Here is a 24079-nt window from a genome sequence, read left to right on the forward strand (position 1 = left end):
TCCAGCACGAATAATTGCTTCAAAATAAAAAACACAGTTTTTGTATGCATGTCTGCGGCAGCTCTCTGTATCGGAGGCACCTACAACAGGTGCCTTTCAGGAAGGGAGTTTGGGGAGGTGAACCCTGGCTATCAAAGCCACAATTCGTTGTATTTGTTCTACAATAATAAAAAAGTTGCTGTTAGGGTGATACTCTTCTCATACCACCAATAACGGCAACTAACTTATGAGGCTCTTCACCGTAACGGGTCTAACGGCGAAAAAGCTGCTGTATTGAAGATTTGAATACGACAGTTTTTTGTACTTATTTTGAATTGTTCACACCAATTTTCCTTGTCGGGTGGAAAAGTATGACAATGATGTTTTTCGGTATGCAAGTATTTGTTACCTTTATGTAGCTTTTAAATCCTTTACACGATTCACCAGACTCTCAAACCCATCGATATTGCATGCCACCACATCGCCGTCCCGAATGACGACAGCACCCGGAGTCCCGGTAGAAATAATATCTCCCGGCAGCAGCGTCATGACTTTGGAGTGGAATGAAACCAGATACCAGGGACGAAATGTCATGTTAGAAATGACATTTCTTCGGTGAATGCTGCCGTTAATTACAGTCGACACGTTTAAATTCAGCACATCGTCCACTTCATCTGGCGTCACCAGTTGCGGGCCGAAACTAAAAAATGTATTGAAGCTTTTGGAGCGGGTAAGATACCTCGGATTAATTTCCAATATATCCTCAGCGGTCATATCGATGATCGTTGTAAATCCAGCAATGACGCTTTGGGCATCCTCTTCCGATACATCTTTGCATTCCTTCCCGATAATGATGCCGAGTTCAGATTCGGCTGTTGTGCGTTTGGACTGCACGGGAATCTGGATCTCATCGCCCGGGCCTATAATCGTAGTGTCCGGTTTCATAAAGCTTGCGGGTTCGGTACTTGGTGCTTTTTCATGAAGGTCTGCAGCGTGCTCGACATAATTAAGACCGATGCCCCATATTTTTCGCGGATGGCGGTAAAGCGGTCCGTAGTTCACTTGAACAAGTGGAATCATCTCATCTGCTATTGATTTAATATCCTTCTTCCCACCGTTTTGAAACCAGATTTTCATTTCTTCCAGCTGCCCTGTCATTAACAGTTTCAACAGCTCTGTCGACCAGGATTTATTAAACTTTGCATTTAATGTCTCCACGGGAATGACTCCATTTTCTGTCACGACTGCGGTGGCTTCCGAACCATTAAGCTTGATAGTGGCAAGGCGCATAATTTAACCCTCTCCTTAGATAAAGTTTGACTTCTTCTTCTGAATTCCTGGCTTTTTCGTATACGTACACGGCTGCTTCAATGAAATTAAATTTCAATTACAAGTGGCTCTCAAGGTCTATGAATTATCCATAAAAAAAGAGGTCCTATTTTAAAGGCCCAATGAATGACTACTTTCAGTCCAAAATCCAGAGGTGTCCCGAATCCACTGCATATAATCGCTAAATGATTCTTCCAATCCATACTGAGGCGCATATCCTACGTCTTCTTTTATTCTGTTGATCGCAAGCGGAGAACGATCTCCGCTGTATGGAATATTTGCCATTTCATTACTATTTACTAATTTATAATTGAATTCCGGAAATTCTTTTGCTAGTTTTTCACACCAATCTAACACAGACCAAATAACACCTGAACTTAAATGATAGACATCATGTTTTAAATTTTTGCAAAACAATAAAGAGGTAAGTGCCCGCGCAATATCCTTGCTATAGACCCAATCCTTGTGAAATGGATTTGAAAGGATCGCTTCTTTCCCAAGGACCGCCAATCTTGTCGTTAAAAAAAGTGGACTTAACGTATCTCTGACGCCGGTATAACGTTCCCAAGGTCCAAAAACCGTTCCGACTCTCGCAACAGTAAGATTCATATCAAAAAGTTCTTTATACCTTAAAACAGTTCTTTCACCAGCGAATTTACTAATTGCGTATAAAGTCGTTGGTCGAGGGTACGTTTTCTCTTCGCTAAGCCAATCATCATCAAGTGCTGCTTCTCCATAGACCGAACCCGAACTTAAATAGATGAGTTTTTCAATGTTATTTCGTTTTGCGGCCTCCAATATTTCTACAGTTCCCATAAAATTGACTTGCATAATATTTCTGCTTTCGCTTCGTTCTCTTTCTAAATCCGGCGTAATTACTGCAGCATGCACTATACTCGTCACACCATATTTTTTTATAATATGATCTAAGTCATTTCCGTTTAATATATCTGAATGAACAAATGAGTAATTTCCTTTTCTACGGTCTAAAGTGGTTTTCGCTTCCTCAGGCAGTGAAGCCCGTGCAAATAAGACGACATCCGTGCCCATATCGGTTAGTTCATCAGATAAATTAATACCTATAAAACCTGTTCCTCCGGTGATTAGTACCGTCATTTCTTTCGCTTCCTCCCCGGCCATTCGGCGTTCATGTTATTTATGCCAGATATGCTTCATTCACGTGATCGTTGGAAAGCAGTAGCTTGGCGTCGTCATCCAGATTATTATGATTTTTGTCCTTCCGTATTTCTGTTTATCAACCGATGCCTGGTTCAGATCGCCGTGTAACCACCATCGACCAATAGATCGGCACCGGTCATAAAGCTGGAGGCATCGCTCGCTAGAAAGACTGCTGCTGCAGCGATCTCATTCGGCAGGCCGATACGGCCGACCAGGTGCTTCGGCCCCAACTCGGCACGTGCCGCCTCCATGCTGCCGAAGCGCATCATGCGCTGTGTCTCGACCGCGCCTGGAGACAGGGCGTTGACGCGGATGTTCTGGGATGCATGGTCGATCGCCATCGCCTTCGCAAGTTGGATCAGCGCCCCCTTTGTTGCGCAATAGACCGCGCGCTGTGGCGCGCCGACCCGGCCCAACTGAGAAGCGACGTGGATGATCGACCCGCCGCCGCTAGACGCGATTGCCGGCACCGCCCATTTGCTCATCAGGAACGCGCTCCGGACATTGACAGCGAAGACCATGTCCCAGTCTGCGGGTGTGCAGTCGACCACGGTGCTCGTCGGGTCGGATGCGGCAGCGCAGTTGAGAAGCACATGCAGGGCGCCAAACGTCGTCACAACGCGATCAACAGCGTCGCGCGTATCTGCCTCCTCTGCGACGTCGCAGCGGATCGCGATGCCGTGCGTTCCGGTGGCCGTCACTGCGGCGACTGTGGCCTCCGCGAGCTCAAGATTGAGATCGAGGCAGGCGACGGATGCACCCGCCTCGGCAAAAGCGACCGCGATTGCGCGGCCGATGCCGCCTCCCGCGCCGGTCACGATCGCCACCTTGCCGCTCATTGAAAATCCTTTCTCCGTCATAGTTCTCTCTCCTTTGTCATCAAATGGACTCAATTCCTGCTATCCTTAATTTTTACTCAAATTAACGGTGCGGATTATACCGTCGGATACGTACTTATAGCCTTGAACCGCTTTGGAAAGTCCGAAAACATAATTCGAATGAAACAGAAACACATAAGGGACATCCGTATTGAGCGTTTTCATCAGATTATCGTAACTCAATTTGCGCTTGGCTTGATCATCCTCCATGCGGGACTCATTGAGAGACTTATCGGCTTCCGGATTGCTGTATTTGGAATAGTTCAAATAGCCTCCAGTTATGAATCTATCGTAAGCATTTTGGTCCGGGTCCGTCCGTCCGCTCCATGTTTGCAGGGCCGCCTCGAAATTCATTTTAACAAGTTGATCCTGATGCGCGGTGGCGTCAAGGGCTTCCAGAATGACATTGATGCCGGCCTGCTTAAGCATGGCTTGAATCATTTGGACAACCTGCTGGAGCGTCGGATTTTGGATGTATATCAGTTTAAAGGAGAATCCGTCCGGCACACCGGCCTTTTTCAGAAGCTCTTTAGCCTTCACTATGTCGGGCTTTGCAGCTTTATCGTTGTTGCCATAAGCAAACTGCGAAGGCACAAAAGGCGAATTCGCCGGAATAGCCGCACCATTCAGTGCCACGTTGACAATGGCATCCCGGTCAATCAGCAAATCGACGGCTTGACGCAATTCCACCTTATCGAAAGGCGCTTTATTCAAATTCATAAATAATCCGGAAAACCCTTGACCGGCTTCATTAATGACTAGAGTCTTAGGATCGTTTTTCATATTGGCGATTTCCTTGGAAGGAAACGAGTCAGTTATATCGACGGCACCGCTCTTCAAATTGACAAATGCGACATTCGGGTCCGGAAAGATTTTATAGACGACCTGGTCGAGCTTCGGCAAACCCTGCTGCCAGTAATTCGGGTTCTTATCCAGGACAATCGATGATCCTCGGGTGTATGTTTTAAGCATAAAGGGCCCTGTACCCACCGGATTTGATTTAAAGTCTGCGCCGTATTTTTTTACCGCATCCGGCGATACCATCATGCCTGAACGGTCCGTTAAAATGGAGAGGAAGGCGGAAAATGGCTGTGTCAGCACGATCTGCACTGTATGCGGATCGAGTACCGTTACTTTGTCCACAAATTTCAGCTCGTTTTTACGCGGGGAGGTGTCTTGCTTATTTCGCTCAAAGTTAAACTTAACCGCCTCGGCGTTAAAGTCGGTTCCATCTTGGAACTTAACCCCTTGACGCAGATTGAACGTATACGTTTTTTTATCGTTCGAGATGCTCCATTTCTCGGCCAGCATCGGCACCATTTTCCCCGAGGTGTCCAACTCGACCAGCTTGTCGTATATACTTTGATAGACTTGTCGTTCATAACCGAGAGCTGAAGTGCTGGGATCTAGAGACGCAGTGTCCCCTGACAGCGAAATGTTTAACGTGCCTCCTGTTTTCGGTGTACTGCTGGCGGTACTCGCACTCGTACTCGTGCTGCCTACTTTTGTTGTTGTCTGATTGGCGATACCGGCGGAACATCCTATTAAAGTTAGCAGCAAAGAGGACGCTATCGCTAAATTGGCGATCCACTTGACGTTTTTTCTCATTAGTTAGACCCTCCGCTAATCCAAATTTTTAAGTGTTGAATCATGATTGCACCATTTTCGTACGATTAAATCTCGGTGTTCGGATGCCCGTTTGATCGAGTATCACACTTACCTCACCCATTGAGCTTGTTTTAAACGGGTCATGACACGTTCTTTTACATCATCGAGTGCGGTAATTTCATTTTGGCTCCAATGGCGGGTACTTGGTGTATAATGCACCGAGATAAAACCAACCAACTTATGATCCCAAACAAGTGGCCCTAACATCTGCGCCTTAACGCCGTATACTTGAATTAAATCCTTCGGCGGGGAAACATCAGAGTTGGCACAATCTTCTTGTATGAGGTTGCAACGATTTTCTTCCATAAACATCACCGTAGGAAGTTTGCGTTGTTCCAACTTTGCGAGCGATTTTATAGAACGAATACCGGGTGCTAACACCTCGATTAAAGGTGCATCTATGTTGCTGTTTTGCTCTGGAATATCAATCCTCAAGGTAGTCCGGCTCGCATCGGTTAGCTGAAGAAGATCTTCGAGAATGAGCTGAAGATCGGAAATCGTTTCATTCATTTTGTTACCTCTTTCTGTCTGCAATTTTTTATAGTGAACATAACTCGTAAAGCAAAAGTCCGAAAAAAACAATTCATGAATCATACCTTCATTAAACGAACCGGCTAATAGAACATGATCGAATTCCTCCAGCAAACGATAAGCGACTTTAATGGTATACCTTGTTTGCGGCATCGAGGTAACAACCGAGAATTCCCTCGTTTACTAATGTCATGTATAATAACATCAAAATGAAAAAACTACAAAATAATTCTTTGTTTTATTTCCCACCAGCTATAATCATGTCATGTATAATAACATCAATTATTAGCTATAAGCTATCGTACTTATTTAGGCGACTCTAAATATAAGATTCACCGAAGTACTCGGCGGACCTATACTTGCATGAATTCAGGGGAAAAGGAATTTCTAAGCATTTAATGGTGCTTTATGGTGCTATTGATCACCTAAAACTTTAAGGATACCCTGAAATTCGTCTAAGTGCCTTTGCAGAGAACCATGCTATTCAACTCTACGAAAAAATGGGTTTTTCTTTGAAAAATATTACGATGAGTTTGCTTGCGAGAAATAGTTAGTTCAATCAAATAAAATGTGTTGCAGGATTTAATGGTGAATTTTGCTAATTATAAGTATTATAATGATGAAAAGGTTCTGGTGCATAAAGACAAGGAGGATTAAAGGATGAAACCGCTAATTGGAATTACAAGCACCAAAGTATCCATAAATCCTCAAGCAATGGGTTGCTACGTGGCAGACGGGTATTATAACGGAGTGGCAAAATGTGGAGGAATTCCTATCGTTATTCCTTTGCTTGAAGATGAAGAGTTAATAAAGGAAATTATAGATCGGACAGATGCGTTGATCTTTACCGGCGGTGAGGATATAGGGCCCCATCATTACGGAGAAATGCCTCATCGATTTCTAGGGGAAGTTTTTCCGCTTCGGGATCAAATCGAGCTCATGAGCGTTCGATATTCGTTATCGAAAGATAAACCGATTCTGGGGATTTGCCGAGGGGCTCAATTGATCAATGTGGCGATGGGAGGGACACTCTATCAAGATCTTCCTTCTCAAATGAAAGATAGTAGCCAGCATATGCAAAAAGCGCCTCGCCCAGATGCCAGCCACTATGTTTCTCTGCAAAAGGGCAGTAAGCTTTTTGAAATCTTTCAAAAAGGACAGGTATTCAGCAATAGTTTTCACCATCAGGCAGTTAAAGATTTGGCACCTCATTTCATGATTGCCGCACAAGCTGAAGATGGGGTGGTAGAAGGAATTGAGAGTACAGTACATCAATTTGCTTTAGGTATCCAATGGCATCCTGAAATGATGTGGGGCAAAAGTGAAGAAATGTTGCAGGTATGTCAGTACTTCATTGATTATGTAAAAAGTCAAATGAACTAACTTAAAAAAGGTGGGATAATCAACTTTTTTTAAACTACGATAGCACAATTAACAAACAGGATTTTCCTTTCTTTTGTCGAATACATAAAGGACAACAATTTCTCTAGGAGTTGACCCTTTTGCTTTCGAAAAATCGCCTCGGCGCCGCGCCGAAAATTTACTTCAGACCCGAAATGAAAAACTGCCCGCATTGCGGGATCAGATTAAAGCGTTCCCACACTGCATGGAACAAGAAAATTTCAACACTCAGCGGCGTCATTCACGCTTGGAGCATGGCTTATGCCTGTCCCAACATAGACTGTCCGCACGCTGGTGTCACGTACAAATCGGCTGAAGCGGAAGCGCTGAGTATGAAGCACTCCTCATACAGTTACGATGTGCTCTGTCTCGTCGGCGAACTGCGCTTCAAACAGCATCGCACCTGCAAGGAGATTGCGGATACGCTAAATGAGCGCGGTATAGTGACGAGTGAAAGATACGCACAAACCTTATATGAACGGTATCAAACACTGCTAGCTGCAAGCCTTGACGATTACGTCAAACAAATCTTGGCGGAAACCACAGCACAGAATGGCGGCATCATCCTTTCCATGGATGGCGTCCAACCCGAAAAAGGAAACGAGATGTTATACGTCATCCGAGAAGTATTTAGCGGCACGATTCTAGCGGCTCAGAACATGAAGAGCGGAGCCGCCGCCGAATTACGGACACTTATCGATCCGATTATTGAACTGGGTTATCCCATCGTAGGGATTGTCAGCGACGGGCAGGTTTCCATCCGGCAGGCTTTCGAATCGCTCTTGCCTGATGTACCGTATCAGTACTGCCAATACCATTATCTGAAAGACATCGCAAAGCCTGTTGTGGATGCCGATCGCAAACTCAAAATGGAACTGAAAAAGAGCATGCGCGGCCTGCGGGATATAGAGCGAAAAATCGAGCAAGCCGAGAAAAAAGCAATCACGGAAGCACAGGCAAGCGCAAAAGCGAGTCCCCTTGCATTGAGCGATGCACCAGAAGCGCCCTCGTACAAGGAGGCCCAGGTGGCAAAGGGTTATGCCGCTGCAGTGCGCGCTTTACTCCTGGAAGATGGCGAACCACCACTTGATTTGCCCGGTATGCTGATCTATGAACGAGCCCAGGCCATACAGGCGTCGCTACAGCGATGCTTGACTAAAAAAAGAGCCTCATCTTCTTCAGGGTATGGTCAGAATTTTCAGTAAACTAGACGAACTTGGGGTCCTTTATGAAACCGTATGTCGCTGGGCAAAGCCGATTTCACATATAGCGGCGGCGTTGGAGCCGGAAGTAGACAAGACCAGCGAAACGGCTGAATGGGAAATGACTCATGTGCTGAACTGGCTCAAACAGACGTATTCCGACGAGACCGATGCTCCCATGGTCGACAATGTGATCCGCTACTCTCGCGGGTTCTGGAAAGGGTTGTTTACCTGCTACGACCACTATTACCTCCCGCGAACGAACAACGATCTGGAGCAATTTTTTCGGCGGACGAAATCTTGCCATCGTCGGATCACAGGTCTTCGGAATTGGAATAGTTACATCATACGTAACGGAGAAATGATTGTACTTGTTGATGATGCGCTTCGTCAGAAGCACGTCGTCGCCCGTTTACGAACCGTGAGCTATGAAACCTATACAATGCGCAAAGCACAATGGAGCGAACGACTATCCGAAAGCGTTCAACGAAGACGGTTTAATCGCAATCCCCACAATTTTCTGCAACAACTGGAGAATCAATGGGATCAAGTGGTAGTTTGTTGATTGTGCCGTCGTAGTTTTAAAAGCTAAAACATTCATATTTCCTTGCTAGTAAAACCCATGTTTTCGTAAGGTATCGCGTGTCGAATTCTTCCATATTGACCGCGAATCGTAGTTGCTTTACATAAAGAGTTCCAAATCGCTTCCTCGACAGCCTCCACGGTCATTTCAAACAAACGCGAAATATACTCACCACTTTCAACAAGATAAGAACATGTATTTGTTAATGCGGTTGGATAATGGGGAAAACGGTGCGCAGTAGAAAACGAAATGACAATGTCTCCGCTTCCATGGGCAGCGTAAGATCCTGTACGTGCAAGCCCGAATGCCGCCCGTTTGGCTATCCGATGAAGCTGTCTCTCGCTTACTGGCGCGTCCGTTGCAATGACAATCATAATAGAGCCGTCCGGACCATTCTCATCATTTTGTTCTCCGATAAGGACCGCTGTTGGGATACAATAAGGAAAATGGAAATCTTCTCTTTTGCCAAAATTGCTTACAACGAGTGCTCCTACCGTATATGATTCAGAATGAAACGAGGCTTTTCTGGAGCTTGTTCCGACTCCTCCTTTGTATCCAAAACAAGACATGCCTGTTCCGGCACCTACACATCCTTCTTCTATCATTTCTGATTTCGCTGATTGAATGGTTTTATACACATCTTCAGGTTTCACATGTAGTCCGCGAATGTCGTTTAAATACCCGTCATTACACTCGCCGACGATTACATTTACGGTTCCCGTCGTATCGCCAATATCCTTATTTTGTTCGAGCAGGTAGCGGATCGTCCCTTCCGCAGCAGCAGGAACGGATAGTGTATTGGTCAGCACAATCGGGCTCTCAATGAGACCAAGCTCCTGCAATTGCACACTTCCGACTGTTTTTCCAAACCCATTAATGACATAATAGCTGCCTAACACTTTTTCTTGAAATATGTTTCCTGGGTGCGGCAATATAGCTGTTACCCCAGTTTGTGCAAATTTTCCGCCTGACAATTCATAGGAGAGCGTTAGTTGACCGACCAATACTCCTTCAACGTCTGTAATACCGTTCCACTTTCCCGTTTCAAATTTCCCTATGTTTACTCCGAGCTCCCGTAGTCTATATCGTGTTTCCAAGGGTGCCCTCCCTTCGTCATCCATATAAATGGCAGGCTGCAAAATGACTCGGCTCAATCTCATTTAATTCAGGAACGGTCGTCTTGCAAATATCCATACAGGACCGGCAGCGTGGGTGAAACGCACATCCTTTGGGCGGATTGGATGGACTTGGAATATCCCCTTCCAGGATGATCCGTTCTTTCTTAATACGCGGATTCGCTACCGGAACAGCAGATAATAAAGACTGGGTATAAGGATGTAACGGTTTATCATACAGAGAATCCTTGTCAGAAATCTCGACAATTCTTCCCAGATACATGACGCCTACGCGAGTGCTTATATGCTCCACAATGCTAAGGTCATGGGAGATAAATAGATAGGTCAACCCACATTCCTGTTGCAAATCCTGCATAAGGTTCAACACTTGGGATTGAATGGAAACATCAAGCGCTGAAACAGGCTCGTCAGCCACAATCAACTTTGGATTCAAAGCAAGAGCTCTAGCAATCCCGATTCGTTGCCTTTGGCCTCCGCTAAATTCATGGGCATAGCGTTTCGCGTGATAAGAAGTGAGGCCGACTAATTCCAACAACTCATGGACACGTCTCTCTTTCTCTTTTCCAGCCAGCATGTTATGAACGACTAAAGGCTCCGCGATGATTTCTCCGACTGTCATCCGAGGATTAAGGGAGGCATAAGGATCCTGAAAAACCATCTGCATTTCTTTTCTTATCTCCCGCAACTGATGGTCATTGAACTGGCTGATGTCTTTGCCATTAAACCATATTTCGCCTTCAGTCGGCGCTAATAACCGCATGATCATGCGTCCTGTCGTAGACTTTCCGCATCCGCTTTCTCCAACCAATCCGAGCGTTTCTCCCTTGTGAATGGAGAGAGAAACCCCGTCGACAGCACGAACATACGATTTTCTCCGACCTAGTAACCCTTTGTTAACCGGGAAGTATTTCTTTAAATTTCTCACTTCGACTAACAGATCACCCATTCTTTACGCCTCCTTTGCAAGTTTATTCACATTTAGGAGGAAACAGCGACATTGATGGCCATCTGCGATTTGCATCAAATCAGGGTCTTGTTCCCAGCAAATGTCCATGGCTTGCGAGCAGCGCGGAGCAAATTTGCACCCAGTCGGCATATTCGCCGGAATCGGAACGTTGCCTGGAATGGACTCCAGCCGATCCATTTTTTGACGCAGCTTTGGAATGGAGTTAAGCAACCCTTTCGTATAAGGGTGTTGCGGATTTTCAAAAATTTCAAAAACATCGGCTTCCTCTACCACTTTTCCTGCATACATCACCACGACACGGTCGCACATTTCAGCCACAATGCCCAAATCATGGGTAATCAGCATGATGGCTGTCCCTTTTTCTTCTTTCAGCTTCTTCATCAAATCAAGGATCTGCGCTTGTATGGTAACATCAAGAGCGGTTGTCGGTTCATCAGCGATTAACAGCTTTGGCTCGCATGACATGGCCATCGCAATCATCACTCTTTGCCTCATTCCGCCGGACAGCTGGTGCGGATACTCGTCCATAATTTCCGTCGCGCGTGGAATTCCCACTAATTTCAACATATTCTTCACATGTTCCCGGGCCTGTTTCTTGTCGAGCTTTAGATGAAGCCGCACAGCCTCGCCAATCTGGTCTCCAATTTTAAAGACCGGGTTTAGGGAAGTCATCGGCTCCTGGAAAATCATCGCGATTTCGTTACCCCGGATCTCTCTCATTGCATTTTCCGATAGGGATAAAAGGTCCGTTCCTTCAAATCGAATCGACCCATCGACCACTCTTCCCGGAGTATGCGCTAACAGACGCATGATAGAAAGAGAGGTGACGCTTTTGCCGCAACCGGATTCGCCTACAATTCCGAGCGTCTCCCCTTTGCGTATAAAAAAATCGACACCATTGACAGCAGGAACTTGACCGCTATCTAAAAAAAAATAAGTTTTTAAATTCGAAATTTCCAATATCTTGTCGTTCATGTAACCACTCCCTGTCTGTTAATCTTTCAGCTTTGGATCAAGGGCGTCCCGCAAACCGTCACCTAGCAGATTGAAGGAAAGCACAGTAATGAATATCGCAAATGCCGGAAAAAAGACAATATAAGGGGCTGTATTCAAAAAGTCTCTTCCGGAGCTGAGCATCGCGCCCCACTCCGGCGAGGGAGGCTGCGCGCCCAATCCCAGAAAGCTGAGGCTGGCCGCAGTCAAAATCGAGGTTCCAATCCGCATCGTAAAATACACAATAATGCTGGACAACGTCCCCGGAAATATATGCTTCCAAATGATGCGGCGATGGGAAGATCCAATGGATCGGGCAGACTCGACAAATACCGCGGCTTTGATGGAGAGTGTACTGCTTCGTACGATTCTAGCGAAAACAGGAATGCTAAAAATCGCAACAGCAATGATGACATTTCCTAAACCCGGTCCCAAAATAGCAATAATGCCAATGGCCAGCAAAATTCCCGGAAACGCTAGCAAGACGTCACACAATCGCATAATGATGCTGTCCAGCCATCCCCCGTAGTAACCGCTTAATATGCCTAGGATTGTTCCTACGATCCCTCCTGCGAATACGGAGGTCAATCCGACAAACAAGGAGATTCTCGTGCCTTCAATAATCCGGCTTAAGATATCTCTTCCGAATGCATCGGTCCCTGCCAGGTGTTGGAAAGAGGGACCGCTCAAAATATGATCATAGTCCGGCTCTACAGCTGAATAGGGAGCGATTTGAGAACTGGTCAAGGCGACAATCACCATCATCACGATAGAGCATGCGGCTATGAGCGCCATTCGCTGCTTTTTAAATTTTCGCCAAAACTCGGATAACGGGGTATGTACCTTTTCCGCTTCTTGTTGAACGATACGTTCATTGGGTCGGACTACTGCATGGCTATTTGGCAAATCCGTCTCCTCCTCGTCCTACTCATAGCGAATTTGTGGATTCATGACCGCATACAAAATATCGACTATTAAATTGATCATAATGAACTCGAGAGCAAACAATAGCATTTCCGCCTGGATCACCGTGAAATCGCGGAAAGATACCGAATCGATCAGCAATCGTCCCAATCCCGGCCAACTGAATACGGTCTCCACGACGATGGAGCCTCCGAGCAAAAATCCAAACTGCAAACCCGTCATTGTTATAACCGGTATCATCGCATTTTTCAAGGCATGCTTCCACACCACCACATTTTCCTTCAAGCCCTTGGCTCTTCCCGTACGAACATAGTCTTCCTTGAGAATATCCAACAGGGAAGAACGCACGAACCGGGCAATGACCGCGGCGACCCCGGCTCCTAATGTGATCGAGGGCAGAACATAGCTTTGCCAAGAGTCTTTGCCTCCTGTCGGCAGTAGGCCGAGCTTGACCGAAAATATTTGAATCAGCACCAGACCGAGGCAGAAGGCTGGCAATGAAATGCCGGATACCGCACTGAACATGCCGACGTAATCCTGCCACTTATTCCGCTTTGTCGCCGAGATGACACCGATAAGCAAACCGAGCACGACCGCCCAAGCCATGCTGCATACAGTCAGCCATAATGTGGGCATAAACCTTGCAGCGATTTCCTCAAATACGGGCCGTTTGGTTTTCATGGATACTCCCAAATTGCCTTGCACCAGTTTACCGACGAAGTTTATATACTGCGCCACGAGCGGCTTATCCAAACCAAGCTGCTGGCGAACAAGCTCCACATCCTTTTGACTGGCGTCCTGGCCTGCCACAAGCCTAGCAGGGTCGCCAGGGATCAAATGAACAAACAAAAAAATAAAAATGGAAACGATCAATAGAATAGGGACGATGCCAAGCAAGCGTTTAACGATATATCGAAGCATACCGCGCCTCCTACCGGTTGAATATGAGGAGAGCGCTAATCATCTTAGCGCTCTTCCAAATTCTCATTAATGTTTAATTTCCGCCTCTTTAACACTTAGGGCGCCGTCAGGAATCAAATAAACCCCATCCAAATAGTTCTTTCTTCCCGCCAACGTGTCTTCGACGATAAGGCCTGCCCATGGGGCGTCTTGCCAAATCATTTTCTGCACCTCAGCATATGTCGCTTTCCGCTTTTCTGGATCCGCGGTATTTAGGCCTGCGCTAATGAGCTGATCGGCCTTTTCATTCGTGTAGTAAGCTGTGTTATAGGACTTCGGCGGGACGGATTCGCCGGCTAACAATGGACGAATCCCCCAGTCTGCATCTCCTGTGGAAGAAGACCAACCACCATAGTAGAGCTCGATTTCCGCGTCTTTCGGATCTTTAACGTTCCAAATTTTTGATGAGAGCGTGCCCGATTCCATCGGAACTACCTTTACCTTAATGCCTACTTGCGCTAATTGCTGCTGCAGAAATTCCATCGCTTTCATCGCGGTAGAGTTGTTGGCTCCCCAGATTTGCGTTTCAAAGCCATTTTCATAACCGGCTTCTTTCAATAATTGTTTGGCCTTTTCTAAGTTGTACGCATAAGGCGTCTGCTTAGAGTAAAATTGCAGGCCAGGTGGAATGATCGAATCCAAGACACTCCCATAACCGCGGAATACAACCTTCAAGAAAGCTTCTTTATTGATCGCGTAGTTGATCGCCTGACGCACTCGAACGTCATTGAAAGGCTTCTTCGTTGTGTTCATGGCCACATAGCGGGCAATGATGGATGGCTTATTTTCGACAACGATGCCGTCTTTTCCACTAATGGCCTGGGCCTGGTCGGAAGGAAAGGGATAAATAAAATCAACTTCCCCCGTTTGCAGCATCGCTACACGCGATCCGTTTTCCGGTACCGGTTTGAATTTGATACCATCCACCTTCGGCAATCCTTTTTGCCAATAGTCTGGATTTTTTTCAACCATCAGATGATCGCTTGGGTCCCACTCGACAAATTTGAACGGGCCTGTTCCGATAGGATGCTTGGACACATCTTTGCCGTATGTCGCCAAAGCCTTTGGACTGATGATCCTCGCCGCCGGATGGGCGAAGTTATTCAGCATCGCACCGAACGGTTCCTTTAATGTCACCCTGAAGGTGTACTCGTCTACCGCTTCAGTTTTGACAATGAGGGCAAACAGGCTGTATCGTTTTAATTTATTGTCCGGATTGGACACTCTGTCGAAGTTGGCCTTCGCGGCGTCCGCATTAAACGGGGTTCCGTCGTGGAACTTGACCCCCTTGCGCAGCTTGAAGGTGAATACCTTCGCATCGGCGCTTGCTTCGTAGCTTTCCGCCAGTACGGGGATCATCTTCATATCCTTGTCGAAACCGAGCAATCCTTCGAACATGGTTGCTTGCGCGGAACCGGACAATGTGTCGTTCGTGTCGTGGGGATCCATGCTAATAAAGTTATCCGCTACCGCGATCGTAAGCTTGTTCCCTTCCTTTTTCGCCAGAGTCTGCGCTTCCTTCTTGATCTCCGGTGCCCCAGATGAAACTGGTTTTTGGCTTGCATCGGATGAAACCGGCTTGCTTGTGCTGCAACCAGCTAATGTAAGGCTAACGGTCATCAAGCCAATTAAAACGGTTGCCAAATACTTTCGTTTCGTCATTGTATTTCCTCCCTTTATATTTAGTCTGACAGCATATCAAACTTTTGAACTCTCTTTACTTAATGCACCAGAAAAAAAAGATCCTACTTAAAGCAAGCTTTTCATGGTGTAGACTTCGGATTTTTTTTGGGGGGGTGCAACATTTTCCAATGAAAGAATTTGAGCCAAAATATATGAATATATGAAGCAGATGACTAGATTCATCAACCCGTTATCCTTCATGAAGGTGAAGAATTTGTCGGTTTCCGGAGACAACTCCCAGACATCTTCGCGCCGTACTCCACGATCCACATAATTTAAGAAGATAAAGGCTTATACTTTGTAAGATAAGGTAACATGAATTAGGAAAATTTGTCAAGAAAAATCCGGTGATGTGTATTTTATGGATGCAACATTATTAAAATATTACATTGTACATTAACATAATGGGATACCAACATTTTACCTATTAATTAGAGATGGATCATATGCAGCAAGCTTGATATCTATAAGACGGAACTAAGTGGATTATTTTTGACGGTGCCCATGCTGGGCGTTCTAAAAGCAACACAATCTGATTATGTTGCTTTCAACAATAAAGAAGGAGACGCCGCGGCATCTCCTTTGGTATAAAAATTCTAATCCAGTCTTCGAACGGATCCATCAAGAAACCATTTGGCTTTTTGTCCAATTAGATTCTACGTACCCTCTCCATACCCGTTAATCCAAGTTCACCTAAAATCTTAATTACACAGTCTACTGATGATGCAGTTTGGGTTACATCATTGAATGTATCAGATCGATGAATTACTTCAATAATTCGTTCGATATAATCTCTAAAATCTGCAGCCCATTCCTCCAAAGTAATACCGTGCCTGCGTACGGCCCAGCAAAATTTAGAAGATGTAATAAAGAAAATGATTGTTTGGAAGTACCAGCTCGAAAATTAATGACGTTTCTGATAAACGGGTGTTTTATACTCTTCTAATAATAGATTCAACGATATTGATGTTTCTTTATTTCATGATACCATTTAATTAGAACAAATGTTCCTGAAGGGATGTGTACTCGTTGAAAAAGATATTTGTCTCAACAGGTTTTGGTTCGGCCATGGCGAAGGTAAAGTCCCCAATGAGTTGGTACCACTAGAAGAAAGAAAAAGTAGACTGTTAAACGAATGATTTCAAAGGATCCTTCCTCATAGGTTATTATGCATTCCTCGTCATACACAAATCCTCGATTTCCAAACAATTCTGGATAGGTAGCACAGGTCCAACATATTTGTAAAACAAGTTCCCAGGAATCGAACGCCTTCAGCCAGAGGTTGGTGATATTCCCTCAGAAGGACGTGGTTAAATTAAACGGAATATTTTGCAATGCAACATATGATGTTCTTGTAACACCTTTTTGTTATCAGCGTTTTGCGTGATAAATTGGAGGAAATTATGAAGGACGTCTGCGCGACTCTTCGAGGGCGATCCACTCGTTCACTTTGTGGATGATGTCGCCGCCCAATACAGGAAGTTGAGAAACGGTTAAAACTGCAACATTTATTTACCGTTTATAAGACTCATCAATTTCTTATCAGAAGAATCTGCTGAATTATTTGCATAAGATCGAATGTCTCACATCTGTCGAGATTGATAAAGAAGGCAAGGGGAAGGCTTGGTTCCTTGGCAGATAGATCACCACGATTTCATCATGGAGGACAACTTTGAGAATTACCAGGAGATTTTTGGATCACTTATCGATCCTGAGGCGTGGGGGATGATTTGCGCCATCATGGGTGATAAGATCGCTCACTTTTTGGGAAAAGCTATGGCGATGGACGGAACAAAACGATAAGCTGACGGCATGAAAGCCGTTCATAAACCCTACTGATCAATACCGGAAGTCCTCCTAGTATTTGTATTTTTGAACTCTATCACACAAGGGACTAATATTAAGAAGCAGTTTCCCAGTTCTGCGCTTTTATGTTCATGGGCAGAACTGTTACCTGGACATAACGAAAGTGCAAAAAAAAAGGAAATCTTCCAAAGCCAAATCGGAAACAAATATCTGAAATCTGCTTTAATCGAAGCAGCACATTCCGTTGCAGCTTCAAAAAACTATCTCGGTGCCATGTACAGACGTACAGCAGCACGAAATGGTAAAAAAGAGCAGCAGTAAATGTGCTTATGCTATGTTAAGAATTGCCTTCTATATCTTAACTCATAAGGAAATGTACGTAGACTTAGTGAAGATTATTTTGACAAACAAAAGCAACAATCTATTGTAAAGTACGCAGTTCGACGACTAGAAAACTTAGGTTATACCGTGACTATTACAGATCTAAGATACCAATATTCTTTATTTCGGGCGCTGCACGAAAAAAAGAGACCTCTCACAAGTTCGGCAAACTCATGAGAAGCCTCTAATCCAACACGATGTGGTCAAAATGTGGTCAATCGGGTGTTCCAGTTAAGGAAACCCTTGATACATAAGGGATTTAACCCTTTTTTACATCATACCGCCCATTCCACCCATACCGCCCATGCCGCCCATATCTGGCATGCCGCCTTTGTCTTTCTCAGGCTTGTCAGCGATAACCGCTTCGGTTGTAAGGAACATAGCCGCTACAGATGCTGCGTTTTGCAGCGCGTAACGGGTTACTTTAGCCGGATCTACGATACCTGCTTCGAACATGTTAACCCATTCGCCGGTAGCTGCGTTGTAGCCTACGCCTACAGCTTCTTTCTTAAGACGCTCAACAATAACGGAGCCTTCTTGACCTGCATTGGAAGCAATCGTGCGTACAGGCTCTTCCAGAGCGCGTAGAACGATGTTTACACCTGTCTTCTCGTCACCAGATACATCTACTGCTGCAACAGCGCTATAGACGTTCACAAGGGCTGTGCCCCCGCCGGATACGATTCCTTCTTCAACCGCTGCGCGAGTAGCGTTCAAAGCATCTTCAATGCGAAGCTTGCGCTCTTTCAGCTCAGTTTCGGTAGCAGCTCCAACCTTGATGACAGCTACACCGCCAGCAAGCTTGGCAAGACGTTCTTGAAGCTTTTCTTTATCGAAATCGGAAGTTGTTTCTTCCAACTGTGAGCGAATTTGCTTGATGCGTGCGCCGATGTCTTTTTTGTCGCCAGCGCCATCCACAATGATGGTGTTTTCTTTGGTTACACGGATTTGACGCGCGCTTCCCAATTGATCAGGTGTCGTGGATTTCAGCTCAAGGCCGAGCTCTTCAGTGATCACTTGACCGCCAGTCAGAGCAGCGATGTCTTGCAGCATAGCTTTACGGCGATCACCGAAGCCAGGAGCTTTTACAGCTACGCAAGTGAATGTGCCGCGAAGCTTGTTCACGATGATCGTAGCTTGTGCTTCGCCTTCAATATCTTCAGCAATGATCAGAAGCTGCTTGCCGGATTGAACCACTTTTTCCAGAACCGGAAGGATTTCTTGGATGTTGGAGATTTTCTTATCTGTGATCAGAATATATGGATTTTCCAGAATGGCTTCCATTTTATCTGTGTCTGTGATCATGTAAGGGGAAACGTAGCCACGGTCGAACTGCATACCTTCTACTACTTCGAGCTCGGTGATGAATCCACGGGACTCTTCAACTGTGATCACACCGTCTTTGCCTACTTTTTCCATAGCTTCGGCAATCAGTTGGCCTACTTCGTCGTCAGCTGCGGAGATAGCAGCGACTTGAGCGATCGATTGTTTACCTTCAATAGGCTTCGCGATTCTTTGAAGCTCTTCTACTGCTGCTTTAACGGCTTTCTCGATCCCTTTGCGGATAACCATCGGGTTCGCGCCTGCAGTTACGTTTTTCAGACCTTCACGGATCATAGCTTGGGCAAGAACCGTTGCAGTTGTCGTACCGTCACCGGCTACGTCGTTTGTTTTGGTTGCTACTTCTTTAACCAGCTGAGCGCCCATGTTTTCAAAAGCATCTTCAAGCTCGATTTCCTTCGCAATGGTCACACCATCGTTCGTGATAAGCGGGCTTCCGAATTTTTTCTCAAGAACTACGTTACGGCCCTTCGGACCGAGTGTTACTTTTACTGCGTTAGCAAGAGCGTCGACCCCACGAAGCATTGCGCGGCGTGCGTCTTCACTGAATTTAATTTCTTTTGCCATGAAAATGAAACCTCCCTAAGAGTAATTGGTAAGTAGGTGAAACGGATCCATAAGTATGCTTGCTGCGGACTCTATACCTGCAATCGATTAGGCTAATACAGCGAGAATATCGCTTTCGCGCAAGATCAACAGTTCGCGTCCTTCGTATTTCACTTCAGTGCCTGCATATTTGGAGAAAATGATACGGTCGCCTTCTTGGACTTCAAGCGGAACACGCACTCCATCCTTCAAAACGCCTGCTCCCGCAGCAACAACTTTGCCTTCCTGCGGTTTTTCTTTTGCAGTCTCTGGCAGCAAGATGCCGCTTGCAGTAGTCTCCTCTTTCGCAATAGCTTCAATGATTACGCGATCACCTAACGGTCTGATCATGGAAAAATAGCCTCCTTCAAATATGGTTCTTGTGAAATTTTTGGTTATTAGCACTCGTATGCGTTTAGTGCTAACAACAATTCTTATGATAAACATTTCGGCTGTATTTTGCAAGTCCTTTTACACTTTTTTCAAACTTTTTTGTACCTCTCTCATTGTATCCATCAGTTGGACAAATATTCCAAGTGTACAAGATCAGACTGTTTTATTTGGCTCCGTATTCTTGTTCCCATGCAGCGTCCTGATTTTGCTGCTTCCTGTAGATCCTGGACGATAAGAGCACCCCGATCTCGTACAGAACAATGAGGGGAATAGCGACCATTATCGCTGAGATGGCATCCGGCGGTGTAATCACAGTCGACAGAATGACCATCAGCATGTACGCATAGCGTCGAAATTTCTGCAGGCGCTTTGGATTGAGCAGTCTTATTTTCGTAAGGAACATCACGAGAACCGGCAATTCAAACACAATCGATAACGGAATGATGATATTGAACATAAAAGAAAAATACTGAGCAGCCCCATACAACTCGTTAATATCCAGGCTTTTGCTGATGGAGGAGGTGAAATGAAAAGCCAGCGGAAACACAACAAAATACCCGAAAGCCAGGCCAGCCAGAAACAGCACAAAGGCGCCCGGGATATAGATGATTGACGCTTTTTGCTCGATGGGACGAAGCCCCGGCCTTACGAATGCCCACAGATGGTAAAAGATCACCGGCAAAGTGACCAGCAGGCCAATCGCCAGCCCGAAATTCATATACAGCTTAAGCGCATCCCAGGGTGAAAATACACTCCAGCTGATGCCGCTTGCAGGCGGGATGCTTTTCATATAGCGAATCAGCGGCCGCGCACAGATTAGACCGGCGATCATACCGGCCACGAGTACGAGCAAAATCCACATAATCCTTTTGCGGAGCTCACCGAGGTGATCCACCAAAGACATTTCATCATTCGTAGACATGTTTCACCAACCCTACTCTTGCTAGTTTCAATCCGGCAGACGCCTTGGATCGCTTCTCGGAGGAGACGGCTCAGGCTTTACCTCGGTAGGAGCATCCGAAGCTGTGTCTGCTCGCGCTGGAAGCTCTGAGGGAACAACCACCGGTTCAGATGAAGGCAGCTTCTCCACCAGTTCGGCAGGAGCTTCTCTTGGCGGCTCTGTCTTCACCTCTTCAAGCAGTCCGCGCGCGCTTTTTCTGAACTCATTCAACGTTTTACCGACCATTTTGCCGATTTCCGGCAGCTTCTGCGGTCCAAACAGAATGAGCGCAACAATACCGATTAATAATATTTCAGAGAAGCCAATATTTTGCAGCATGGTGTCACCACCTTAATCGGGAGTCCTGACTCCCCCATCTTATTTTAAGTAAGCCCGCCATAGCCCATGTTCGTAATGTCTTCACGCGTGATGATTTCTCCCGCGCACACTCTCGGCAGCAAAACATCAAACGAAGTATACGGATCATGCATCACGCATCCAGGCAATCCCATTACGGGGATGTCACCCAAATAGGCCATCATCAGCATCGATCCTGGCAGCATCGGTGTCCCATAGCTGATTATGCGCGCACCAGCTTGCCGTATGGCTCCAGGTGTCCGATCATCGGGATCAACCGACATGCCGCCGGTCAGCAGGATGAGATCCACGCCGCCTTCTTCCACATAAGCGCGAATATGGTGAACAATCATTTCACTGTCATCCGGCGCTAAATGCTGGTCGATCACCTCCGAACCCAGCGCTGCGACCTTCGCTCTTACAACCGGGCCGAATTTATCCTGAATGCGGCCCTTGAACACTTCGCTGCCGGTGGTGATCAGACCCACCCGCAGCTTGCGGAACGGCTTGACCTCGATCAAGCTCACTTGCTCCTGTTGCAGCTCCCTTGCTTGCAGTTCAACACCCACGACCTTGGCTTCCTCGACGATCAGTGGAATCACCCGAGTAGCCGCAATCGATTGCCCTGCTTGGACAACACTGTTCGTGGTGATTGTGGACAGCACCAGCTGATCCACAGCATTCACGCTGTCGATAAAAGCTTTATTCAGCTTCGCCAGCCCCTGGATCGCCGACTTCAAATTGACTTTGCCTTCATTCGGCTCCGTCAAAACCACATTCGCCCCGCGAATAGCCTCAGCCATGCGCAAGGCCGCTTCATCCTCGTGCAGATAGCCGGGCTGCAGCTCCATCACATAAATATGCTCCTTGCCTATGCTGAGCAAAGCCGGGATATCGGACTCCTGAATCTGGTGTCCTTTACGAAACAACCGGCCCTTGAATTCGCCGGGCAAAATCTGCGTCAAATCATGCGGCAGGATCATGCCCACCGCATCTTCAACCTTCACTTCGCGCAGCATCGTTTCATGTTTCATCAGGATGATCCCCTTCCTTGCTGCCGGTCAGGATGCCGAGGGCATGAGACAGCTGGTCGATAATCGCCATCAAATTTTCCTGAACGCCCTTCGGACTGCCAGGCAGATTAATGATCAGCGTCCGCCCCCGAATGCCGGCAACTGCGCGTGACAGCATAGCCCTCGGCGTCTTCTGCATTGAATACATCCTCATGGCTTCAGCGAATCCCGGAGCTACACGATCAACAACCTGGAGCGTCGCTTCCGGTGTTATATCTCTAGGCGCAAGCCCTGTTCCACCAGTAGTCAAAATCAAATCGGCTTGGTAATAATCCGTCATCTCTATCAATGAGGCCATAATTTCATCCATCTCATCCGGAACAACCCGATACTCGATGACCTCGCCCTGAAGCTCCTCTTCCACCAGCTCACGGATTACCTGTGCACTCGTATCTTCCCGTTCCCCTCGAAAACCGCGGTCACTTGCGGTAAGAATCGCAACCTTCCAGCGCATCAAACTCACCTCTTCTCTCTTTTACTTTAACAAAAATAGATTAAGAAAGTGTTTCTTTTCTGTAAAAATCTCCGCTTTTACCTCCTGTCTTGGCGAGCAGCATCGTAGAGCTGATCACCATATCCTTTTCCACAGCCTTGCACATATCATAAACGGTTAGAGCGGCCGCAGATACGGCGGTCAAGGCTTCCATTTCTACGCCTGTAGGCCCGGTCGTGCGGACAGTAGCTTCTATGTATAACTCATTTTCACCATTGTCGGTAAATTGAATATCAACGCCGGTCAGAGCAATCGGATGGCACATGGGAATCCACTCTGAAGTTCGTTTGGCGGCCATAATACCTGCAACCTGCGCTACGGCCAGAACGTCGCCTTTTTTAAGCTTTCCTTGCTTGATAAGCTCCAGCGTCGTGCTTTTCATCGTAATAATGGATGTAGCTGTGGCGGAACGCTTCGTTGCCGCTTTATCCGAGACATCGACCATGCGGGCGCGTCCTTGTTCATTAAAATGGGTTAAATCAGAGGTAGATTCCATTAACTCGCCTCCTTAGAGTTTTCGTAGAAAACTTACTTCGTAAGCATCTGCCATGTTTCATTTATGCGCTTAACGACTGGGCTGCTGCAAATTCAAGGATTCCGTGATCAAGCCATCCAGCCGAAAATCATGCCAAGAAACTGGAACCTCCGGGACAACCTGCACATCAAAAGCTGCGGCGACCGAGTATGGCCTGTCGAGGCCGCGCGAGCTATATAACTGCATGAAGCGGTCATAAAAACCTCCGCCATAACCCAAACGGCCTAAATCCGTGTCAAAAGCAAGCCCTGGCACCAAAATCATCGAAATCGATAAAATTTGATCCTCCATTGGCAAGTCCACTTTGGGCTCTCTGATCCCCCATGAGTTGCTCTCAATTTCGCCGTACCCGTTAACAGCATGCAGAACGAAACTGCGGGTTTCTTTGATCACTCTGGGCAAAAGTACACGAATGCTTTCCTTCCAGCACCATTCCATAAAAGGAGTGACATCCGGCTCAGAACGAAAGGGCATATAGGTAAACACGGTTAGCGGCAATATCCGCTCTTTGGCCAACGCTACCAGCTTTTGATTAATGATCCTTTGCTTGTCGGATCGTTCTTCAGCGGTCAGTAATGCGCGTTTCTTTTCGATTTCCTGGCGCAGCTCGATTTTTCGCTCTCGGATGTTCATTCGCTTCCATGCCCTTCCTGGAGAGTGGTTTTTTTCATTTTATCATATGGAGTTGAAAAACTATACTTTTTCCAGGTTATACAACCGAATGCACAGGACTACCGCCTACACATCTGCCTGTACAATAGT

The 24079-nt window shown here is 46.3% G+C and carries 24 protein-coding genes; 5 read left to right on the forward strand and 19 right to left on the reverse strand.

Features of this window, described 5'->3' with window-relative positions:
* Positions 1-390: 390 nt before the first annotated feature.
* The 5 genes from BLV33_RS14900 to BLV33_RS14920 all read right to left on the reverse strand — a co-directional run bounded on the left by BLV33_RS14900 (position 391) and on the right by BLV33_RS14920 (position 5543).
* Positions 391-1269, reverse strand: a complete 879-nt coding sequence (locus BLV33_RS14900) for a fumarylacetoacetate hydrolase family protein (RefSeq protein WP_090793074.1) — start codon at positions 1267-1269, stop codon at positions 391-393.
* A 150-nt stretch (positions 1270-1419) separates the two neighbouring features.
* Positions 1420-2424: an NAD-dependent epimerase/dehydratase family protein gene (locus BLV33_RS14905; protein WP_171909164.1), complete on the reverse strand. Its 1005-nt coding sequence runs from the start codon at positions 2422-2424 to the stop codon at positions 1420-1422.
* A 155-nt stretch (positions 2425-2579) separates the two neighbouring features.
* The gene (locus tag BLV33_RS14910; protein ID WP_171909165.1) at positions 2580-3347 is read right to left on the reverse strand and encodes an SDR family NAD(P)-dependent oxidoreductase; all 768 of its coding nucleotides are present in this window, start codon (positions 3345-3347) and stop codon (positions 2580-2582) included.
* Positions 3348-3392: 45 nt separating this feature from the next.
* Positions 3393-4973 (reverse strand): ABC transporter substrate-binding protein, encoded by a 1581-nt coding sequence (locus BLV33_RS14915; RefSeq protein ID WP_090793082.1) that lies wholly within the window; start codon positions 4971-4973, stop codon positions 3393-3395.
* Between the two features lie 108 nt (positions 4974-5081).
* Positions 5082-5543 (reverse strand): GAF domain-containing protein, encoded by a 462-nt coding sequence (locus BLV33_RS14920; protein WP_171909166.1) that lies wholly within the window; start codon positions 5541-5543, stop codon positions 5082-5084.
* Between the two features lie 681 nt (positions 5544-6224).
* Here BLV33_RS14920 and BLV33_RS14930 point away from each other — a divergent pair.
* The 3 genes from BLV33_RS14930 (at position 6225) to BLV33_RS14940 (ending at position 8732) form a co-directional block, all read left to right on the forward strand.
* A complete protein-coding gene (locus BLV33_RS14930) occupies positions 6225-6947 on the forward strand; it encodes a gamma-glutamyl-gamma-aminobutyrate hydrolase family protein (protein ID WP_090793089.1) in 723 nt (240 codons plus the stop codon).
* A 119-nt stretch (positions 6948-7066) separates the two neighbouring features.
* Positions 7067-8170, forward strand: coding sequence for an ogr/Delta-like zinc finger family protein (locus BLV33_RS14935; protein ID WP_253187008.1), 1104 nt, complete (start codon positions 7067-7069; stop codon positions 8168-8170).
* Positions 8151-8732, forward strand: coding sequence for a hypothetical protein (locus BLV33_RS14940; RefSeq protein WP_090790221.1), 582 nt, complete (start codon positions 8151-8153; stop codon positions 8730-8732). Before BLV33_RS14935 ends, BLV33_RS14940 begins: the two co-directional genes overlap by 20 nt.
* Before the next feature lie 32 nt (positions 8733-8764).
* Here the strand turns inward: BLV33_RS14940 and BLV33_RS14945 are convergent, their stop codons facing one another.
* The 6 genes from BLV33_RS14945 to BLV33_RS14970 all read right to left on the reverse strand — a co-directional run bounded on the left by BLV33_RS14945 (position 8765) and on the right by BLV33_RS14970 (position 15392).
* Positions 8765-9871 (reverse strand): DmpA family aminopeptidase, encoded by a 1107-nt coding sequence (locus BLV33_RS14945; protein WP_090793093.1) that lies wholly within the window; start codon positions 9869-9871, stop codon positions 8765-8767.
* Positions 9864-10832, reverse strand: a complete 969-nt coding sequence (locus BLV33_RS14950; RefSeq protein WP_090793098.1) for an ABC transporter ATP-binding protein — start codon at positions 10830-10832, stop codon at positions 9864-9866. Before BLV33_RS14950 ends, BLV33_RS14945 begins: the two co-directional genes overlap by 8 nt.
* Before the next feature lie 3 nt (positions 10833-10835).
* The gene (locus tag BLV33_RS14955; protein WP_090793102.1) at positions 10836-11828 is read right to left on the reverse strand and encodes an ABC transporter ATP-binding protein; all 993 of its coding nucleotides are present in this window, start codon (positions 11826-11828) and stop codon (positions 10836-10838) included.
* A gap of 18 nt (positions 11829-11846) precedes the next feature.
* Positions 11847-12713, reverse strand: a complete 867-nt coding sequence (locus BLV33_RS14960) for an ABC transporter permease subunit (protein ID WP_253187240.1) — start codon at positions 12711-12713, stop codon at positions 11847-11849.
* A gap of 57 nt (positions 12714-12770) precedes the next feature.
* Complete coding sequence (gsiC, locus tag BLV33_RS14965; protein ID WP_090793108.1) at positions 12771-13691, reverse strand: glutathione ABC transporter permease GsiC; 921 nt, start codon at positions 13689-13691, stop codon at positions 12771-12773.
* Between the two features lie 66 nt (positions 13692-13757).
* Positions 13758-15392 (reverse strand): glutathione ABC transporter substrate-binding protein, encoded by a 1635-nt coding sequence (locus tag BLV33_RS14970; protein ID WP_090793111.1) that lies wholly within the window; start codon positions 15390-15392, stop codon positions 13758-13760.
* A 1644-nt stretch (positions 15393-17036) separates the two neighbouring features.
* Between BLV33_RS14970 and BLV33_RS14975 the strand changes: the two genes are divergently transcribed.
* Both BLV33_RS14975 and BLV33_RS14980 read left to right on the forward strand, forming a co-directional pair.
* The gene (locus tag BLV33_RS14975) at positions 17037-17216 is read left to right on the forward strand and encodes a hypothetical protein (RefSeq protein ID WP_090793114.1); all 180 of its coding nucleotides are present in this window, start codon (positions 17037-17039) and stop codon (positions 17214-17216) included.
* A gap of 69 nt (positions 17217-17285) precedes the next feature.
* The gene (locus BLV33_RS14980; RefSeq protein ID WP_171909167.1) at positions 17286-17540 is read left to right on the forward strand and encodes a transposase; all 255 of its coding nucleotides are present in this window, start codon (positions 17286-17288) and stop codon (positions 17538-17540) included.
* Between the two features lie 330 nt (positions 17541-17870).
* Here BLV33_RS14980 and groL read toward each other — a convergent pair whose 3' ends face one another.
* From groL to BLV33_RS15020, 8 genes are all read right to left on the reverse strand, one after another.
* Complete coding sequence (groL, locus tag BLV33_RS14985; protein ID WP_090793121.1) at positions 17871-19508, reverse strand: chaperonin GroEL; 1638 nt, start codon at positions 19506-19508, stop codon at positions 17871-17873.
* An 87-nt stretch (positions 19509-19595) separates the two neighbouring features.
* A complete protein-coding gene (gene groES, locus BLV33_RS14990) occupies positions 19596-19877 on the reverse strand; it encodes a co-chaperone GroES (RefSeq protein ID WP_090793125.1) in 282 nt (93 codons plus the stop codon).
* Between the two features lie 205 nt (positions 19878-20082).
* Positions 20083-20841 (reverse strand): twin-arginine translocase subunit TatC, encoded by a 759-nt coding sequence (tatC, locus tag BLV33_RS14995; RefSeq protein ID WP_090793128.1) that lies wholly within the window; start codon positions 20839-20841, stop codon positions 20083-20085.
* Between the two features lie 27 nt (positions 20842-20868).
* Positions 20869-21198, reverse strand: a complete 330-nt coding sequence (locus BLV33_RS30460; RefSeq protein ID WP_090793131.1) for a twin-arginine translocase TatA/TatE family subunit — start codon at positions 21196-21198, stop codon at positions 20869-20871.
* 44 nt (positions 21199-21242) lie between these two features.
* Complete coding sequence (locus BLV33_RS15005; RefSeq protein ID WP_090793134.1) at positions 21243-22250, reverse strand: molybdopterin-binding protein; 1008 nt, start codon at positions 22248-22250, stop codon at positions 21243-21245.
* Entirely contained in the window at positions 22240-22743 is a 504-nt protein-coding gene (mog, locus tag BLV33_RS15010) for a molybdopterin adenylyltransferase (RefSeq protein ID WP_090793140.1), read from the reverse strand. Before mog ends, BLV33_RS15005 begins: the two co-directional genes overlap by 11 nt.
* 40 nt (positions 22744-22783) lie before the next feature.
* Positions 22784-23278 (reverse strand): cyclic pyranopterin monophosphate synthase MoaC, encoded by a 495-nt coding sequence (moaC, locus tag BLV33_RS15015; protein ID WP_090793142.1) that lies wholly within the window; start codon positions 23276-23278, stop codon positions 22784-22786.
* A 69-nt stretch (positions 23279-23347) separates the two neighbouring features.
* Complete coding sequence (locus BLV33_RS15020) at positions 23348-23950, reverse strand: 5-formyltetrahydrofolate cyclo-ligase (protein ID WP_090793145.1); 603 nt, start codon at positions 23948-23950, stop codon at positions 23348-23350.
* Positions 23951-24079: the final 129 nt, after the last annotated feature.

This window comes from Paenibacillus sp. GP183 (genome assembly GCF_900104695.1).
Classification (GTDB): domain Bacteria; phylum Bacillota; class Bacilli; order Paenibacillales; family NBRC-103111; genus Paenibacillus_AI.